We start from the raw sequence: 15,761 nt of genomic DNA, 5'->3' as shown, positions 1-15,761 counted from the left end.
TCCGTGGGCGGGTGAGGGTGGGACTCCCCGGCAGGCGGCGAGGAGTCCCACCCTCACCCTGGCCCTCTCCCCTCGAGGGAGAGGGGACCCACGTCGATGCCCGTTGTTACGTGGCGATCCGTTGGCGCGCGCCCAAGACCCGTGCGTCCAAACACGAAAACGGGGGAATGGCCGGCCATTCCCCCGTCTCGCTTCGGCATCGCGGCGCGGGCCGCGCGGCGTGTGGCGCGCGGCTACTCCGCCGCGTCGGCGGTCGGCGGCACCACGGAGATCAGGGTGCGCCCGCCGGTGGTCTTGCGGAACTTCACCTGACCCTCGGTCTTGGCGAAGATCGTGTAGTCCTTGCCCATGCCGACGTTCTCGCCCGGGTGCCAGCGCGTGCCGCGCTGCCGGATCAGGATGTTGCCCGGAATGACGTGCTCGCCGCCGAACTTCTTGACGCCGAGCCTTTTGCCGATCGTATCGCGGCCGTTCTTGGTACTGCCGCCCGCCTTCTTGTGCGCCATGACCCGTTACTCCTCGCTCTTCTTGGACTGACCGCCGCTCTTAGCTTGGCCGCCCGAGCTCTTGCCGCCGCCGCTCTTGGACTGGCCGGCGCTCTTCGTCTGGCCCGACTTGCCCGGCGCGCTCTTGCCGCCGCCCGACTCCGAGGCGGCGGTGCCGGACTTGGCGGTCTTGGCCTGGGTGCGCTGCTTGGCCGTGGCGGTCGACTTCTGCTTCGACTGCTCGGTCGTCGCCGACTGGGTCGCCTGCTTTTGGCTCTTCGCCTGGGACTTCTGTCCGGCCTGCTTGGCCTTGTCGGCGTCGCCCTCGCCGGCGGACTTCCCGGCGACCTCGATGTCGGTCACGCGCAGCAGGGTGAAGCGCTGCCGGTGGCCGTTGCTGCGGCGGAAGTTCTTGCGGCGCTTCTTCTTGAAGACGCGGATCGTGCGGTTCTTGTCCTGATCCACGACCTCCGCGGAGACGCTGGCGCCGTCCAGCTGCGGCGCGCCGACCTGCGGGGCACCGTCGCCGCCGACCATCCGCACGTCGTCGAGCTTGACGCTCTCGCCGACCTCGGCCTGGAGCTTCTCGACCTTCACAACGTCGTGCTTGGCGACCTTGTACTGCTTTCCGCCGGTCTGAATGACTGCAAACATCTGCTCGTCTCGGTCTTGTTCGACGGCTTCCGTGATGGAGAAGCGCCGGTTTGGTGGACGGATCCGTGAGGGCCGTGTGCGGCGGCGTGCGACGGTGTCCCGGCCGTCCCCGCGACTTCCGCAACGCAAACGCGGCGCCATCGCCCCCGAACCCTGGAAAGGGCGCGGATGACGGCGCCGGCGGGATGCGCGCTGGAGGTCGAAGGTGGCCGGCGCCCCGACTTGCCCGTTGGTCGGGCGGGCCGGGGCTGACACCGCAGCGCACCGTCGGCGTTCACCGCGGGGCTGCCGCGCTGCTCGAACGCGTCCCTCGTTGAACGTGCGCGCGGACTATAACGACGCGCCAAACGGTGTCAACACGATGCAGCGCGGGGTGGGACGGCGATGGCGCCGGGTCCGGGCCCTGCACCATGGTCGACACGAGCGGCGCGGGCATACCCCGGGCGGTACCGCGCCGCCGGCCGGTACACGACCTGAACAGACCCCGTTGCGCTCCAGACCGGCATTTGCTACGTCCCCGGTCGGCCAGCGCCGGGCGGTCCCGCCCGCGCGACCAGGTCCGCGGAGGGGTGGCCGAGCGGACGAAGGCACCGGTCTCGAAAACCGGCGTACCGGCAACCCCGGTACCGTGGGTTCGAATCCCACCCCCTCCGCCATTCACCCGTTGTCCCCGACACGTCGGCGCGGCGCCGGTTCACGTCGGCGCGGCGCCGGCTCACGGGTCTATCGGCCCGTAGCAGCCCGGTCGGCGGCTACAGCTCGATCACCCGGCCGTCGTCGAGCGTTTCCAGGCGGAGTTCGTCCTGGCGTTCGAGCATGCAGCGCGACATGTGGGTCAGCGCGATGCGGCGGGCGGTTAGCTCGTCCAGGTGGGCCTGCAGCGTCCGGTAGTCGGTGTGGGTCGGCAGCGGGCGGTCGAAGGCGTAGCACTCGACCACGAACAGGTCGGCTTCCGCGGCGAGCGCCGGCAGCGCATCGACCCAGGTGGTGTCGCCGGAGTAGGCGAACGTCTTGTCGGCGTCGCGGACACGCAGGCCGAAGGCGACGACGCCTTCGCCGTGGTAGACCTGCCGCGGGGTGACCTCGACGCCGGCCAGGCTCAGGGGCGCGTCCTCCCCCCATTCGCGGAAGCTGAGGTCGAAGCCCCACCGGCAGTCGATGCTGCCGAACAGCGCGTCGCAGGCGGCCTTCACCCGTTGCTGGGTGCCCGGCGGGCCGGCGATCTCCAGCGGGCGGGTGCGCTTGGCCTCGAACTGCAGGTAGAGCAGCAGGAACGGCAGGCCGCCGAAGTGGTCGCCGTGCAGGTGGGTGATCGCGATCGCGTCGATGCTGTCGGGATCGGTGCCGAAGCGGTGCATCGAGATCATCGCGCTCGCCCCGCAATCGACCAGCAGGCGCGTCGCGCCGCCGTCGTCCCGGCGGCGCGCGTCCAGCTGGAAGCAGGTGTTGAGGCGGCCGCCGCTGCCGAACGCGTCGCCGCAGCCGAGGACGGTCAGTTGCATGAAAGTGCCGTGGCCTCCGAAAGCGAAATGCCTGAAGGCCGAACTGGCCTGCCGGCTGGATTCCGCTCTATCTCCTTGGTGTGGGGCAAGAGTCAGCTGAAAGGTGGTTCGGCCTTTCAGCATCTTGCCCAAGCGTCGGATGCTGCGCGGACCGCCCGGCGGGCGGCATCGCGTCAACTGTCGGCAATGCTGGCCGTGGGTCAAGTCCGGGGCAGTGACGGCGCGCACAGCCGCGTGACGTTTTCAGGGCCCCGGCGACGGTATCCCCGCCGGTTCCCGGGCCCAGTCGCCTTCCCGCGCCCAGTCGCCTCCCCCGGGCAGAGTCTGCTCGCCAGGCACAGTTTCCGGCGATTGTACTTTCCGTGCGGTTAATCCGGCACGCCGGCCAGCGCGCGCACCGCCGCCGGGCTGTGGCCCTGTTCGCGATAGGCGCGCAGGGCGACCGCGTCGTCGCGCTTGGCCAGGCGCCTGCCGTCGTCGTCCGCGATCAGGGCGTGGTGGCGCCAGTCCGGCACCGGCAGCTCGAGCAGCGCCTGCAGCACGCGGTGGATCGGGGTCGCCGGCAGCAGGTCCTCGCCGCGGGTGACCAGCGTGATCCCCTGGGCGGCATCGTCGACCACGACGGCGAGGTGGTAGCTGGTGGCGACCTCCTTGCGTGCCAGCATGACGTCGCCGATCTCACTGAGGTCCGCCTGGAAGGTGCCGTGCCGGCGGTCGGTCCATTCGGGCCGGCCGACCCGTTCGTGCGCCCGGGCGTGATCCAGGCGCAGGGCGTGGGGCGTACCGGCGTCGATCCGCGCTTGGCGCTCGGCCGCCGGGAGGTCGCGGCAGGTGCCGGGATAGGGCGTGCCCAGCGGGCCGTGCGGGGCGCCGCCCAGGCGCTCCGCCTCCGCCCGGATGTCCTTGCGCGAGCAGAAGCAAGGGTAGACCACCTCGAGCGCCGCCAGCCGGTCGAGCGCGGCGGCGTAGGCGTCCATCCGCCCCGCCTGGCGCATCACCGGGGTTTCCCAGCTCAGGCCGAGCAAGGCCAGGTCGTCGAAGATCGCCTGTTCGAACGCCGGCTTGCAGCGGGCGGTGTCGATGTCCTCGATCCGCAGCAGAAAGCGGCCGCCGGCCCCGGCCGCGCGCGCGGCGTCGAGCGCGGAGAACGCGTGGCCCAGATGCAGCAGGCCGGTCGGCGAGGGGGCGAAGCGCGTGACTTCGCCCGCGGCCGGCGGGTGGCGGCGCGACATCGCCTCCGCGGTGGCGTCCGGTGTGGCGTCCGGTGTGGCGTCTGGCGTGACGGCGGCGGGCATGGGGGTGCATCTACCGACCGGCGCGATTAAGGTCCAGCCCCATGGACCCCGCGCCCGAACCGGACACCCGCCTGAAACCCGCCCTGGACGCGCTGGCCCAGGCCGACCCGATGCTGGGCCGCGCTTACGCCGCCTGCGGCCTGCCGCCGGTGCGTCGGGCCGAGGCCGGCTTCGGCGGCCTGGTCAACATGATCGCCGCCCAGCAGCTGTCGAAGGACGCCGCCGGCGCGATCGTCCAGCGGATTCGGGCCCGGCTCGACCCGCTCACCCCGGAGACGTTCTTGCAGCTGGACGAGGAGGCGGCGCGCGCCCTCGGCCTCAGCCGGCCCAAGTACCGCTATCTGAGCGGGCTGGCGCAGCAGGTCGCGAGCGGCGCGCTCGACTTCGACTGGCTGGCGGGCCAGGACGACCAGACCGTGCTCAAGCACCTGACGGCGCAGAAGGGGATCGGCGTCTGGACGGCGGAGGTGTTCCTGCTGTTCGCGCTCGAACGTTCCGACGTGTTTCCGGCCCAGGACCTGGCGCTGCAGGAGTCCGCCCGGCGCGTCCACGGCCTGGAGACCCGGCCCGACACCAAGCGCATGCGCGAGATCGCGGCGGCCTGGCGGCCCCACCGCTCGGCCGCCGCGCGGTTCCTCTGGCACGCCTACCGCCACCCCGGCGCGCCCGCCTGATCCCCGAACCCGCCTGAACCCAGCCCGCTACCGGAACCCAGCCCCCGACCTCAAGCCAGCCACGCATCCGAAACCACGGGACGGAAACCGAAAGCGATGTCCGAGCACGACGTTCCCCAGATCGACGGCCCCCGCCATCAGCCGGCCAGCGGCGGCCCGGCGAAGCAGTTGATCGTGCTGCTGCACGGTCTGGGCGCCGACGGCAACGACCTGATCCAGCTGGCCCCGATGCTGGCGCAGGCGTTTCCGGACGCGGCGTTCGTCTCGCCGCACGCCCACCAGGACTGCGACGTCGCGCCGATGGGCCTGCAATGGTTCTCCTTCAAGGGCGAGACCGATCAGGTGATGATCGAGGGCGCCGAGCAGGCCGCGCCCGTGGTCGACGCGTTCCTCGACCGGGAGCTGGCGAGCCACGGCCTGACCCCGGACAAGCTGGGCCTGGTCGGCTTCTCCCAGGGCGGCATGATGGCGCTGCACTGCGGCCTGCGCCGGGCGCAGCCGGTCGGCTGCCTGATCGGCCTGTCGACCCTGCTGCCGGGCCCGCAGAAGCTGGACGCGGAGATCCGCAGCAAGCCGCCGGTGCTGCTGACCCACGGCGACCAGGACCAGATCATCCCGCCGCACGCCATGCCGCAGACCGAGGCCGCGCTGCAGGCCGCCGGCGTGCCGGTGGAAAGCGAGAGCCGCCCCGGCCTCGGCCACGGCATCGACGAGCGCTGCCTGGACCTGGCGACCGACTTCCTGCGCCGGCACCTGCCGGCGTAGGGCCCGCGGGGGGTGCCGGCGTCTGGCCGCAGGCGAATTCGGCGCTATCTTGAGTGACTGGAGGCAAGCAAAGGCCCTGGGGTGGACACGCCCTGTTGGCTGTGGCCAGAGTCCCGACGCCGGTCGCGTTGACGAGGACTTTACAAGCAGATGAAGTTTTTGGCGCCAGAGACGCTAAATCTTGTGCGACCCGACGGGATGTCGTATCACGTTGCTTGCACAGGCGCCGGCCACTCCCGGTCCGGGCGCGCGGAGCACAGGAGGAGAGCGGGGCAGTGAGCGTCCCGGCGAATGCTTTCCCAGCCCTGGTTCTGAATGCGGATTTCCGTCCGCTGAGCTACTTCCCGTTGTCCATCTGGGCCTGGCAGGACGCGGTGAAGGCGGTCTTCCTCGACCGCGTGAACATCGTCAGCGAGTACGATCAGGCGATTCGCTCGCCGTCGTTCGAAATCCGGCTGCCCAGCGTGATCTCGCTGAAGGAATACGTGCCGCTGAACCGAAGGCCGGCGTTCACCCGCTTCAACGTCTTCCTCCGGGACGGCTTCCGCTGCCAGTACTCCGGGGTCCGCCTGCCCGCCGAACAGCTGACCTTCGACCACGTCATCCCGCGCTCCCGGGGCGGGCGCACATCCTGGGAAAACGTCGTCACGGCCTCGGCCGAGATGAACCTGCTGAAGGCCAACAAGACGCCCGCGGAAGCGGGCATGAAACTCCGCCGCGCCGCGCGCCAGCCGACCGTCCACGAGCTGCAGCGCCAAGCCCGCAAGTTCCCGCCGAACTACCTCCACGAAAGCTGGCACGACTTTTTGTACTGGGACACCGAGTTGGAGGATTGATCCAAGCTCGCGCACGCCAGTCGCGTCGAACGGCTATCCGAAAAGCCAAAATACTAGCTTCGCTTTAGGGCAAGATGCTGAAAAGTTGAATCACGTTTCAGCTGAATCTTGCCCTATCTTCAACAAGTTAGAGCTACCTTCAGCTTGAAGGCCGTTTCGGCCTTGAAGCTTGTAGCTCTAGGGGAAACGCTCCCCGCACCTTATCCAGCGCCGCGTCCGTATCGAAGTCTTCCGCCAGCAATTCGTCCAGCGTGAGCGGGCAGGGCGGCGTGGCCGGCAGTTCGGGTTCGCCGTGGGTGCGGAAGCTCTTGTTGGCCAGGCGCAAGCCGCGCCGCCAGATCGTCCCCATATCCAGTTCCCGCCGCATTGCCGCGGTATGGCCGAAGCAGGCCTCGTCCTGGTGCCGGTCGATCTCGTGCCGCCAGGTGCGGTGCAGGTCCGGATGGTCGATCCAGGCGGCCTTGATCAGATGCGCGAGCGTCTGCGCCAGGTGGCTCGCGACGGCGTCGCGCTTCTGCTGGCCGAACTCCTGGATCTCCTCCGCCACCCGCGCGGCGTCGAACCGGTTGTCGCCGTCGAGCGCGCGCAGGCGCCGCGCCTGGTCCTGGGTCCAGGCGTAGAAGTCCTGCCGATACAGATCGCGGCCGGCCGGTTCGCCCAACGCGCCACCTCCTGACCGAGAGACTAACACGTTCTGGCGCTCTGTGTCCGCTACCCCGCCCGGCGGGTGACCAGCGCCCAGAAGGTGCCGGCGGTCAGCAGCAGCGACAGCACGAAGTTCCAGCCCGCCATCGACAGGCCGGCGAAGACGAACGCCGGCTCGTCGCAGGGGACCACGCGGTCCTGGCCGGACAGCGCGGCCTGCAGGTCGTCCACGCTGACGTCGGGGGACAGCGCATCGCCCGAGCAGCCGGGCAGGCCGGCCCACCAGCCGTACTCCACCCCGGCGTGGTAGCCCGCGATCCCGGCCCCGGTGGCGAACGCCAGGCCCGTCGCGGCGACCAGGGTCATGCGCGCCGGCCGGCTGAACGGGCCGAGCGCGGCGGCGAAGCCGAACAGCGCGGCGGCGGCGTAGGGCCAGCGCTGCCAGATGCACAGCTGGCAGGGCGCCAGGCCGAAGCCGTACTGCGCGATCAGCGCGGCGGCGAGCGCGCTCACGCTGAGCGCGAAGATTGCCGCCGGGACCAGCCGGCCGCCCGGGCTGAGATGCGCAAGGTCGGTACGGTCAGAGGACATACTTGATCGCCGCGAAGCCGCCGAACAGCAGGACGAAGAACAGCACCATCAGCCAGCCCAGGTGCTTTTCGATGAACGCCTTGATCGGCGGACCGAAATACCACAGCAGGCCCGAGACCAGATAGAAGCGCGCCCCGCGCGAGACCAGCGAGGCGATGGCGAACACGAACGGGTTCAGCGCCAGCACGCCGCTGGTGATCGTGATCACCTTGTAGGGGAACGGGGTGAAGCCCGCCGCCATCACGAACCAGAAGCCCCAGCGGTCGTAGAACTGACGGAAGTCCTGGAACTTCTCGGTGTAGCCGTAGAATTCCAGCACCGCCTGGCCGAGCGTGTCGTACATGAAGTAGCCGATCGCATAACCCAGCAGACCGCCGGCCACGCTCGCCGCCGTGCAGACCAAGGCGATCCGCCAGGCCTTGGCCCGCTCGGCGATCACCATCGGGATGATCAGGATGTCGGGCGGAATCGGGAAGACCGAACTCTCGACGAACGAGACCGCCGCCAGCCCGCGCATGGCGTGCCGGTGCCCGGCGATCCGGAGCGTGCGGTCGTACAGGGCGCGGAGCATGGACACGGCGCGAGTCCGGGTGGAGCTGGGACAGAGAAAGCGCGCCCGATCTACCAGCCGGACGGCCCCCCGGCAATCGGCGCGATCGGGGTGCTTCCGCCGGCGTCCGCGGCCGTGGGATTTAACGGAGGGGCCCGAGACAGGTCACCCAGGTCGACAAGGGTGCAGGCGGCCCTCTTCGTGGCGTAGGTGCCCGTCGCGGTATCCTCGTCGCCCCGCCTGAGGGGCGAGGCCGTCTCGCCCTGGCGCGAGCGGTCGGCTAGGATGGCCGGCAAAACGATGCGAATGGGGAGGCCGTGCGTTCATGGCGGAACAAGCCGGAACACCGCCCAAGGACATGGGCCGGTTCGACTACGTGGTCGTCGGGGCCGGCAGCGCGGGCTGCGTGCTCGCCAACCGGTTGAGCGCGGACCCGGACGTCTCGGTCCTGCTGCTGGAGGCCGGCGGGCAGGACGACTACATCTGGATCCGGATTCCGGTCGGCTACCTCTACACGATCAACAACCCGCGCACCGACTGGTGCTTCAAGACCGAGGCCGAAGCGGGACTGAACGGCCGGTCGCTCGGCTATCCGCGCGGCCGGGTGCTGGGCGGCTGTTCGTCGATCAACGGCATGATCTACATGCGCGGCCAGGCGCGCGACTACGACGGCTGGCGCCAGCTGGGCTGCACCGGCTGGGGCTGGGACGATGTCCTGCCCTACTTCAAGGCGCACGAGGACTTCGCCTGGGGCGCCGACGAGCTGCACGCCGAGGGCGGCGAGCTGCGGGTCGAGGGCATGCGGATCTCCTGGGAGATCCTGGACGCCTTCGCCGACGCCGCCGAGCAGGCCGGCATTCCGCGCACCGCCGACTTCAACCGCGGCAGCAACGAGGGCGTCGGCTACTTCCAGGTCAACCAGCGCCGCGGCCGGCGCTGGAACACCGCCGACGCCTTCCTGCGCCCGGCGGAGAGCCGGCCCAACCTGACCGTGCTGACCCAGGCGCAGGCACAGCAGCTGGAGCTCGACGGACGCCGCGTGACCGGCGTGCGCTTCTGGCACCACGGCGCGGACGCCCGCGTCGCGGCGGACGGGGAGGTGATCCTGGCGACCGGATCGGTCGGCTCGCCGCAGCTGCTGCAGCTCTCCGGCCTCGGGCCCGGGGAGCTGCTGCGCGATCGCGGCCTGCCGGTGGTGCACGAGAACCCGAACGTGGGCGAGAACCTGCAGGACCATCTGCAGATCCGGGCGGTCTATTCGGTGGTGGGCGTGGATACGCTGAACCGGCGGGCGAACAGCTGGCTCGGCAAGGCCGGCATGGCGCTGGAATACGCCCTGTTCCGGCGCGGCCCGATGACCATGGCGCCCAGCCAGCTGGGCTGCTTCACCCGCTCCGACCCCAGCCGCGAGACGCCCAACCTGGAATATCACGTGCAGCCGCTGTCGACCGACCAGCTGGGCGACCCGCTGCATCCATTCCCCGGGATCACGGCGAGCGTCTGCAATCTGCGCCCGGAAAGCCGCGGCTACGTGCGCATCCGGGACGCCGACCCGCGGACCTATCCGGCGATCAAGCCGAACTACCTGGCGACCCCGGCCGACCGGCAGGTCGCGGCCGACGCGCTCAAGCTGACCCGCCGGATCATGGGCCAGCCGGCGATGCGCAAATACGATCCGCAGGAGCGCAAGCCCGGGCCCGACGTCGAGAGCGACGCGGACCTCGCCCGGGCCGCCGGCGACATCGGCACGACGATCTTCCACCCGGTGGGCACCTGCGCGATGGGCCCGGACCCGGCGACCAGCGTGGTCGACCCGCGGCTGTGCGTGCACGGGATCGCCGGGCTGCGCGTGGTCGACGCCTCGGTGATGCCGCGAATCACCAGCGGCAACACCAACGCGCCCACGATCATGATCGCGGAAAAGGCGGCGGCGATGATCCGCGAAGACCGCAAGGTCCGCGCCCGCGCGGCGGAGTAGGCGCCGCGCCGGGTTTGCGTGCGCCCCCGCGGCGGTTTATATCAGCGTCCGAATGGCGTGGCCGGCCCGCCCGGCCCGCCCGCTGCCCCTGTGGCGGAACCGGTAGACGCGCGCGACTCAAAATCGCGTGGCCATTGGCCGTGCAGGTTCGAGTCCTGCCAGGGGCACCACCGTCTCCAGCGATCCCGACCGACCGTCTGTCTGCGGATGCGTCGATGGCTGGCGCGGTCGGCTCGGCGCGGCCCCGGGGCCGGCCGTCCCGCGCAGACGGCCCGCGCATCGACGGCTCCTCCGTCGCGCGTTATTCAATTTCTGACAAAAATCGTGTAGGCTGTTGGTTCTTCCGGTTCGAAAAAAGATCCGGTGCGTAATAATGAAAGGTCTTGGTATGTCTGGCAATAATATTGCAGGGAATGTGACGGCGCGGAACGACGAGGACTATACTGGCCAGGAGTCCGCGCAGGCGGCCGCGGAATTTGAACAGCAGGCCGCGGGCGGGCCGATCAAGCAACGCCAGAATTCGCCGCTGCTGATCGCCGGCGGCGCCATCGTGGTCGTGACGCTCGCGCTGGTGGCGCTGATCGGCGAGTACGCCTAGAGCAAGATGCTGAAAGGTGCAGCCACCGTTCGGCATCTTGCTCTAACCTTTTGAACGAACCGCAAGATTCAGCTGAAAGGTGCAGCCACCGTTCGGCATCTTGCCCGCGCGGCTCTCGCGGGCCGGTCGCGGAACCGGGGCGCGCGCCGCGGCTGCCGGCGGGTTTCTTGACGCCGGAAAACGAACCTCACGACCACATTTGACCCAGGTCAATGTGCGCGGGCCGGGCGGCGCTTAGGGTTCAAGGTAACGGACGAAACGGGGTCTCCGTCCATCCCAGGCCTGCAACGGTACGGGCGCGGGACCCACGCCTCGGGCCTTCCACCGGAAGGTCCGAACGGCGGTCGCGCCGGGCCCGGCCATCCCAGCGCCGCCCGGCCGAATTCCGGCGCGGCCGCCTCGTCCGGCTTCTCCGCGGTAAGGGTGCAGATTGTTTCAAGAGCTGGCGGGTGCCGGGCGCCTTGCGCCGCGACGGTCGGCGATTTCGGCGGTGGGCGATTTCCGCGGTGGGCGGGGGCCCGCGCAGAAAAACGGGGCGGCCGGACGCGAAGTCCGCCCGCCCCGCCAGTCACACAGAGAGGCACACCGACCGCCGGGGATGATGGGGAAGCGGAACCGGCGTGCCCGTCCCGGAAGGGGCCGTGTCGTATCGGCGCAGGGACATGCCGTACGCGTCCCCTTCCTGGCCCAATAATGCCGCGGGCGCTCGAAGGTTCGCCTGGAAATCGGTTATTTCTGTGGACCGCCGGTGACGGCACGATGCTGGAGGGTGTTTCCCCCGTTCGCCATCTTGCGTTCATGGCGAGTCGCACGCGCGACGGCCTATCCGTTTGCGCGCTTCCCGTGCCGGCGTTCACGTCCTATTCTGGTCCGCCGTGTCGCAGCAGATCGGCGAGCGTCCCATGTCACAGCAGTCCGACCCCGCCAGCATCATCCGTTACGCCCTCGAGGAATCGCGCGGCCGCGGCCTGGACAGCCTCGGCCAGATCAACCACGCGGTGCGCCGTGTGCTCGCCCTGCGTCCGGATATGGGGCGCAGTCGGGCCGAATCCCTCGTCCAGGAGGCCATATGGCCGCGGCCCAGCCGTCCGCCGCGCGCGGTCCCGGCGGCCATGGCCGCCCCGCGCCGGCGCCCGCCGTCGGTGCTCCGGTCCGGCTCCGGCGACTGAGTTTCTAGGGCAAGATGCTGAAAGCTGGAATCACCTTTCAGTTGAATCCTGCGCTATCTTCAACAAGTTAGAGCTACCTTCAGCTCGAAGGCCGGTGTTGGCCTTCAAGCGTGTCGCTCTCTCTTCAAGCAGTTAGAGCAAAATTCACGATGAAGGTCGGCTCGACCTTCATCGATTTTGCTGTAGGTCTCTCACGGTCCGGGCGAAAACGAATGGCCCGGCCGCCGTGCGGCGCAGCCGGGCTTGTTCGCGCCGCGATCGCCTCCAGCGGCGCTCCGCCTACAGCATCCCGCGGGCTTCCAGCAGGCCGATCACCTGTTGGGCGAGCTCTTCCGCGCTGGCCTGGTCGGAGCGCAGGTGCAGTTCCGGGGCCTCGGGCCGTTCGTAGCTGGAGCCGATGCCGGTGAAGTTGGGGATCTCGCCGGCGCGGGCCTTCTTGTACAGGCCCTTCGGGTCGCGCTGCTCGCACACCGCCAGGGGCGCGTCGACGAACACCTCCAGGAACTCGCCCTCGGGCAGCATCTCGCGCGCCATCCGCCGCTCGCTGCGGAACGGCGAGATGAAGCTGACCAGCGTGATCAGCCCGGCCTCGGTCATCAGCCGCGAGACCTCCGCCACCCGGCGGATGTTCTCCACCCGGTCCTCGTCGGTGAAGCCGAGATCCCGGTTCAGCCCGTGGCGGACGTTGTCGCCGTCGAGCATCATGGTGTGCTTGCCCATCGCGCTCAATCGCTGCTCGACCAGGTCGGAGACGACCGACTTGCCCGCGCCCGACAGCCCGGTGAACCAGAGCACGCACGGCCTCTGCGCCTTCACCAACGCCCGGGCGGCCTTGTCGACCTTGGTGTCGTGCCAGTGCACGTTGGTCGCCCGGCGCAGGGCGTAGTCGATCATGCCCGCGCCGACGGTGGCGTTGGTCATCCGGTCGATCACGATGAACGCGCCGGTCGCCGGGTTCTCGGCGTAGGGGTCGAACGGCACCGGCCGGTCGAACGCGACGTCGCAGACCGCCACGTCGTTCAGCTCCAGGTGGCTGGCCGCCGTCTCCTCCAGGGTGTTGACGTTGACGGTGTGCTTGATCCGGTTGATCTGCCCGCCGACGAACGCCGTGCCCAACTGGATCAGGTAGGACCGCCCGGGCAGCATCTCGCGCTCGTCCATCCAGATCAGGTGGGCGTGCACCTGGTCGGTCACGGTCGGCCGGTCCTGCGCCGGCGCGATCACGTCGCCGCGCGAGATGTCGATCTCGTGGGCCAGCGTCAGGGTCACCGCCTGGCCGTCCGAGGCGACCGCCAGGTCGCCGTCCATGGTCACGATCCGCTCGACCTTGGAGGTCTTGCCCGACGGCAGCACCGCGACATCGTCGCCCACGCGCACCTGGCCGCCCTGGACCGTGCCGGCGTAGCCGCGGAAGTCCAGGTTGGGCCGGTTGACCCACTGCACCGGCAGCCGGAAGGCGCGCGCGGACGGGTCGCTCGCCAGCTGCACCGTCTCCAGCTGCTCCAAGAGGCTTGGGCCCTTGAACCAGGCCATGCTCTGGGAGCGCCTGGAGATGTTGTCGCCCTTGAGGGCGGAGACCGGGATGCAGGTCACTTGCTCGATCCCGACCTGGTGGGCGAAGGTGCGGTAGTCCGCGGCGATCCGCTCGAAGGTCGCCTCGTCCCAGTCGACCAGGTCCATCTTGTTGACCGCCAGCACCACCTGCCGGATGCCCAGGAGCGAGACGATGTAGGAGTGCCGGCGGGTCTGGGTCAGCACGCCGTGGCGGGCGTCGACCAGCAGCACGGCGAGCTCGGAGTGCGAGGCGCCGGTCGCCATGTTGCGGGTGTACTGCTCGTGGCCCGGGGTGTCGGCGACCACGAACTTGCGCTTGTCGGTGGTGAAGAAGCGGTAGGCGACGTCGATCGTGATGCCCTGTTCGCGCTCCGCCTGCAGGCCGTCGACCAGGAGCGCCATGTCCGGCTCTTCGCCGGTGGTGCCGAACTTGCTGCTGTCGGCGTCCAGCTGGGCCAGCTGGTCCTCGAACAGCAGCTGGCAGTCGTACAGCAGCCGGCCGATCAGGGTCGACTTGCCGTCGTCCACCGAGCCGCAGGTGATGAACCGCAGCAGGTCCTTGTCCTGCTGGCTCTTGAGGTAGGCCGCGACCTCCGCCGGGGTCGCCTTGCCGGCCGAGCTTTCGGTCTCGCGCGGGGTCACGTCGGTGTCGCGCACGTCGGCCTCGTAGCGATCGTTCGGGGCCATCAGAAGTAGCCCTCCTGCTTCTTGGCTTCCATCGAGGCGCCCGCGTCGCGGTCGATCACCCGGCCCTGGCGCTCGCTGGTCTTGGCGAGCAGCATCTCCCGGATCACCTCGGGCAGGCTCTCGGCGTCGCTCTCGATCCCGCCGGTCAGCGGATAGCAGCCGAGCGTGCGGAAGCGCACCTTGCGCATCTCCGGCTGCTCGCCCGGCTCCAAGGGCATCCGGTCGTCGTCGACCATGATCCAGGTGCCGTCGCGCCAGACCACCGGACGCTGCTGGGCGAAGTACAGCGGCACCACCGGGATGCTCTCCAGGTAGATGTACTGCCAGATGTCGAGCTCGGTCCAGTTCGACAGCGGGAACACCCGGATGCTCTCGCCCTTGTTGATCCGGCCATTGTACAGGCTCCACAGCTCCGGGCGCTGGTTCTTGGGATCCCAGCGGTGGCTGGATGTCCGGAACGAGAACACCCGCTCCTTCGCCCGGCTCTTCTCCTCGTCCCGGCGGGCGCCGCCGATCGCGGCATCGACCTTGTGCCGGTTGAGCGCTTCCTTCAGCGCCTGGGTGCGCATCACCTCGGTGTGCACGGCGGAGCCGTGGTCGAACGGGTTGATGCCCTGGCGCACGCCCTCCTCGTTGCGGTGGACGATCAGGTCGACGCCCAGTTCCTTGACCCGGCGGTCGCGGAATTCGCCCATCTCGCCGAACTCCCAGGTGCTGTCGATGTGCATCAACGGGATCGGCGGCTTGGACGGGTAGAACGCCTTCATCGCCAGGTGCAGCAGCACCGTCGAATCCTTGCCGATCGAATAGAGGATCACCGGGCTGCGGAACTGCGCCGCGACCTCCCGGAAGATCTGGATCGCCTCCGCTTCCAGGCGCTGCAGATGGGTCATCCGCGCCTGATCGGGCGCGTGCATGCACTAGCTTCCAAAGTACGACCCTGTGTTGTGCCGCTGTTCTGCGATCCGCTCAAACCGTCCGCGCCTCGTCGATGTGGCGCAGGTACCAGTCGTAGGTGCGGGCGAGGCCGGTTTCGAGGTCGACCTGGGCCCGCCAGCCGAGCGCGTTGATGCGGGCGACGTCCAGCACCTTGCGCGGGGTGCCGTCGGGCTTTGTGGTGTCCCAGACGAGCTCGCCCTCGAAGCCGACGACCTGCTTTATCGTCTCCGCCAGCTGGCGAATCGTGACGTCGGCACCGGTGCCGACGTTGAGGTGATGCTCGCCGGAATAGTGCTTCAGGATGTGCACGACCGCGTCCGCGCAGTCGTCGACGTAGAGGAACTCGCGCATCGGCGTGCCGCTGCCCCAGACGGTGACCTCGCGGTCGCCGTTGACCTTGGCCTCGTGGAAGCGCCGGATCAGGGCGGGAATGACGTGGCTGTGCTCGGGATGGAAGGTGTCGCCGGGCCCGTACAGGTTGGTCGGCATCGCCGAGACGAAGTCCACGCCGTGCTGCCGGCGGTGCGCCTGGCACAGCTTGATGCCGGCGATCTTGGCGACCGCGTACCATTGATTGGTCGGCTCCAGCGGGCCGGTCAGCAGCGCGTCCTCGGTGAGCGGCTGCTCGGCGTGCTTGGGGTAGATGCAGCTGGAGCCCAGGAACACCAGCTTCTCCACCCCCAGCCGCTGCGCCGCGGCGATCACGTTGGTTTCCATCTGCAGGTTGTCCTGCAGGAAGTCCGCCGGGTAGCGGTCGTTCGCCAGGATGCCGCCCACCTTGGCCGCGGCGAGGACGACCGCGTGCGGCCGGGCTTCCGCCAGCCAGTCCTCGACCTCCG

General features: G+C 69.5%; 16 protein-coding genes and 2 tRNA genes. 8 read left to right on the top strand and 10 right to left on the bottom strand.

What is annotated here, in order from left to right:
- Positions 1-233: 233 nt before the first annotated feature.
- Positions 234-506, bottom strand: a complete 273-nt coding sequence (gene rpmA / locus CKO28_RS24055; RefSeq protein WP_200343429.1) for a 50S ribosomal protein L27 — start codon at positions 504-506, stop codon at positions 234-236.
- A gap of 6 nt (positions 507-512) precedes the next feature.
- On the bottom strand, positions 513-1,139 hold the full coding sequence (gene rplU, locus CKO28_RS24050) for a 50S ribosomal protein L21 (RefSeq protein WP_200343428.1): 627 nt from the start codon (positions 1,137-1,139) through the stop codon (positions 513-515).
- Between the two features lie 563 nt (positions 1,140-1,702).
- Between rplU and CKO28_RS24045 the strand changes: the two genes are divergently transcribed.
- A tRNA-Ser gene (locus CKO28_RS24045) sits at positions 1,703-1,795 on the top strand.
- Positions 1,796-1,891: 96 nt separating this feature from the next.
- On the opposite strand, the gene CKO28_RS24040 is transcribed toward CKO28_RS24045, so the two are convergent.
- Together CKO28_RS24040 and gluQRS are read right to left on the bottom strand one after the other, a co-directional pair.
- Positions 1,892-2,641: an MBL fold metallo-hydrolase gene (locus CKO28_RS24040; protein WP_200343427.1), complete on the bottom strand. Its 750-nt coding sequence runs from the start codon at positions 2,639-2,641 to the stop codon at positions 1,892-1,894.
- A gap of 368 nt (positions 2,642-3,009) precedes the next feature.
- Entirely contained in the window at positions 3,010-3,873 is an 864-nt protein-coding gene (gluQRS, locus tag CKO28_RS24035; protein ID WP_200343434.1) for a tRNA glutamyl-Q(34) synthetase GluQRS, read from the bottom strand.
- 104 nt (positions 3,874-3,977) lie between these two features.
- Here gluQRS and CKO28_RS24030 point away from each other — a divergent pair, with 104 nt between their 5' ends.
- The 3 genes from CKO28_RS24030 (at position 3,978) to CKO28_RS24020 (ending at position 6,211) form a co-directional block, all read left to right on the top strand.
- A complete protein-coding gene (locus tag CKO28_RS24030; protein ID WP_200343426.1) occupies positions 3,978-4,610 on the top strand; it encodes a DNA-3-methyladenine glycosylase family protein in 633 nt (210 codons plus the stop codon).
- Between the two features lie 96 nt (positions 4,611-4,706).
- Positions 4,707-5,375: an alpha/beta hydrolase gene (locus CKO28_RS24025; protein WP_200343425.1), complete on the top strand. Its 669-nt coding sequence runs from the start codon at positions 4,707-4,709 to the stop codon at positions 5,373-5,375.
- 275 nt (positions 5,376-5,650) lie between these two features.
- Positions 5,651-6,211 carry an HNH endonuclease gene (locus tag CKO28_RS24020; RefSeq protein ID WP_200343424.1) on the top strand — a complete coding sequence of 187 codons (561 nt, stop codon included), beginning with the start codon at positions 5,651-5,653 and terminating at the stop codon, positions 6,209-6,211.
- A 139-nt stretch (positions 6,212-6,350) separates the two neighbouring features.
- On the opposite strand, the gene CKO28_RS24015 is transcribed toward CKO28_RS24020, so the two are convergent.
- From CKO28_RS24015 to CKO28_RS24005, 3 genes are read right to left on the bottom strand one after another with little or no spacing between them, the layout of a single operon-like run.
- Positions 6,351-6,872, bottom strand: coding sequence for a DUF29 domain-containing protein (locus CKO28_RS24015; protein WP_200343423.1), 522 nt, complete (start codon positions 6,870-6,872; stop codon positions 6,351-6,353).
- Between the two features lie 50 nt (positions 6,873-6,922).
- Entirely contained in the window at positions 6,923-7,447 is a 525-nt protein-coding gene (locus tag CKO28_RS24010; protein ID WP_200343422.1) for a disulfide bond formation protein B, read from the bottom strand.
- Positions 7,437-8,018 (bottom strand): YqaA family protein, encoded by a 582-nt coding sequence (locus CKO28_RS24005; RefSeq protein ID WP_200343433.1) that lies wholly within the window; start codon positions 8,016-8,018, stop codon positions 7,437-7,439. The genes CKO28_RS24010 and CKO28_RS24005 overlap by 11 nt, the downstream gene beginning before the upstream one ends.
- Positions 8,019-8,322: 304 nt before the next feature.
- On the opposite strand from CKO28_RS24005, the gene CKO28_RS24000 reads away from it, so the two are divergent.
- The 4 genes from CKO28_RS24000 to CKO28_RS23985 all read left to right on the top strand — a co-directional run bounded on the left by CKO28_RS24000 (position 8,323) and on the right by CKO28_RS23985 (position 11,742).
- Positions 8,323-9,975, top strand: a complete 1,653-nt coding sequence (locus CKO28_RS24000; RefSeq protein ID WP_437127654.1) for a GMC family oxidoreductase — start codon at positions 8,323-8,325, stop codon at positions 9,973-9,975.
- A gap of 84 nt (positions 9,976-10,059) precedes the next feature.
- A tRNA-Leu gene (locus CKO28_RS23995) sits at positions 10,060-10,145 on the top strand.
- Positions 10,146-10,348: 203 nt separating this feature from the next.
- Entirely contained in the window at positions 10,349-10,573 is a 225-nt protein-coding gene (locus CKO28_RS23990) for a hypothetical protein (RefSeq protein ID WP_200343421.1), read from the top strand.
- A gap of 902 nt (positions 10,574-11,475) precedes the next feature.
- Positions 11,476-11,742, top strand: a complete 267-nt coding sequence (locus CKO28_RS23985; protein ID WP_200343420.1) for a hypothetical protein — start codon at positions 11,476-11,478, stop codon at positions 11,740-11,742.
- 279 nt (positions 11,743-12,021) lie between these two features.
- Here the strand turns inward: CKO28_RS23985 and cysN are convergent, their stop codons facing one another.
- From cysN to CKO28_RS23970, 3 genes are all read right to left on the bottom strand, one after another.
- Positions 12,022-13,983: a sulfate adenylyltransferase subunit CysN gene (cysN, locus tag CKO28_RS23980; protein WP_200343419.1), complete on the bottom strand. Its 1,962-nt coding sequence runs from the start codon at positions 13,981-13,983 to the stop codon at positions 12,022-12,024.
- Complete coding sequence (cysD, locus tag CKO28_RS23975; RefSeq protein ID WP_242480789.1) at positions 13,983-14,900, bottom strand: sulfate adenylyltransferase subunit CysD; 918 nt, start codon at positions 14,898-14,900, stop codon at positions 13,983-13,985. The genes cysN and cysD overlap by 1 nt, the downstream gene beginning before the upstream one ends.
- Before the next feature lie 52 nt (positions 14,901-14,952).
- Positions 14,953-15,761: GDP-L-fucose synthase family protein (locus CKO28_RS23970; RefSeq protein ID WP_242480788.1), on the bottom strand; the 809-nt coding region annotated here is incomplete at its 5' end.

The sequence above is a fragment of the Rhodovibrio sodomensis genome (genome assembly GCF_016583645.1).
Taxonomy (GTDB): Bacteria; Pseudomonadota; Alphaproteobacteria; order Kiloniellales; family Rhodovibrionaceae; genus Rhodovibrio; species Rhodovibrio sodomensis.
Note: the sequence above shows the minus strand (reverse complement) of the source record. Positions and strands in the feature narration are given on the sequence as shown.

Bases quoted from the DNA above. Each gene is read 5' to 3' on its own strand.
- CKO28_RS24005 (WP_200343433.1), bottom strand. From the start codon at position 8,018: ATGCTCCGCGCCCTGTACGACCGCACGCTCCGGATCGCCGGGCACCGG.
- CKO28_RS24040 (WP_200343427.1), bottom strand. From the start codon at position 2,641: ATGCAACTGACCGTCCTCGGCTGCGGCGACGCGTTCGGCAGCGGCGGC.
- cysN (WP_200343419.1), bottom strand. From the start codon at position 13,983: ATGGCCCCGAACGATCGCTACGAGGCCGACGTGCGCGACACCGACGTG.
- CKO28_RS23990 (WP_200343421.1), top strand. From the start codon at position 10,349: ATGAAAGGTCTTGGTATGTCTGGCAATAATATTGCAGGGAATGTGACG.
- rpmA (WP_200343429.1), bottom strand. From the start codon at position 506: ATGGCGCACAAGAAGGCGGGCGGCAGTACCAAGAACGGCCGCGATACG.
- CKO28_RS24030 (WP_200343426.1), top strand. From the start codon at position 3,978: ATGGACCCCGCGCCCGAACCGGACACCCGCCTGAAACCCGCCCTGGAC.
- CKO28_RS24010 (WP_200343422.1), bottom strand. From the start codon at position 7,447: ATGTCCTCTGACCGTACCGACCTTGCGCATCTCAGCCCGGGCGGCCGG.
- gluQRS (WP_200343434.1), bottom strand. From the start codon at position 3,873: ATGTCGCGCCGCCACCCGCCGGCCGCGGGCGAAGTCACGCGCTTCGCC.
- CKO28_RS24000 (WP_437127654.1), top strand. From the start codon at position 8,323: ATGGCGGAACAAGCCGGAACACCGCCCAAGGACATGGGCCGGTTCGAC.
- rplU (WP_200343428.1), bottom strand. From the start codon at position 1,139: ATGTTTGCAGTCATTCAGACCGGCGGAAAGCAGTACAAGGTCGCCAAG.
- cysD (WP_242480789.1), bottom strand. From the start codon at position 14,900: ATGCACGCGCCCGATCAGGCGCGGATGACCCATCTGCAGCGCCTGGAA.
- CKO28_RS23985 (WP_200343420.1), top strand. From the start codon at position 11,476: ATGTCACAGCAGTCCGACCCCGCCAGCATCATCCGTTACGCCCTCGAG.
- CKO28_RS24025 (WP_200343425.1), top strand. From the start codon at position 4,707: ATGTCCGAGCACGACGTTCCCCAGATCGACGGCCCCCGCCATCAGCCG.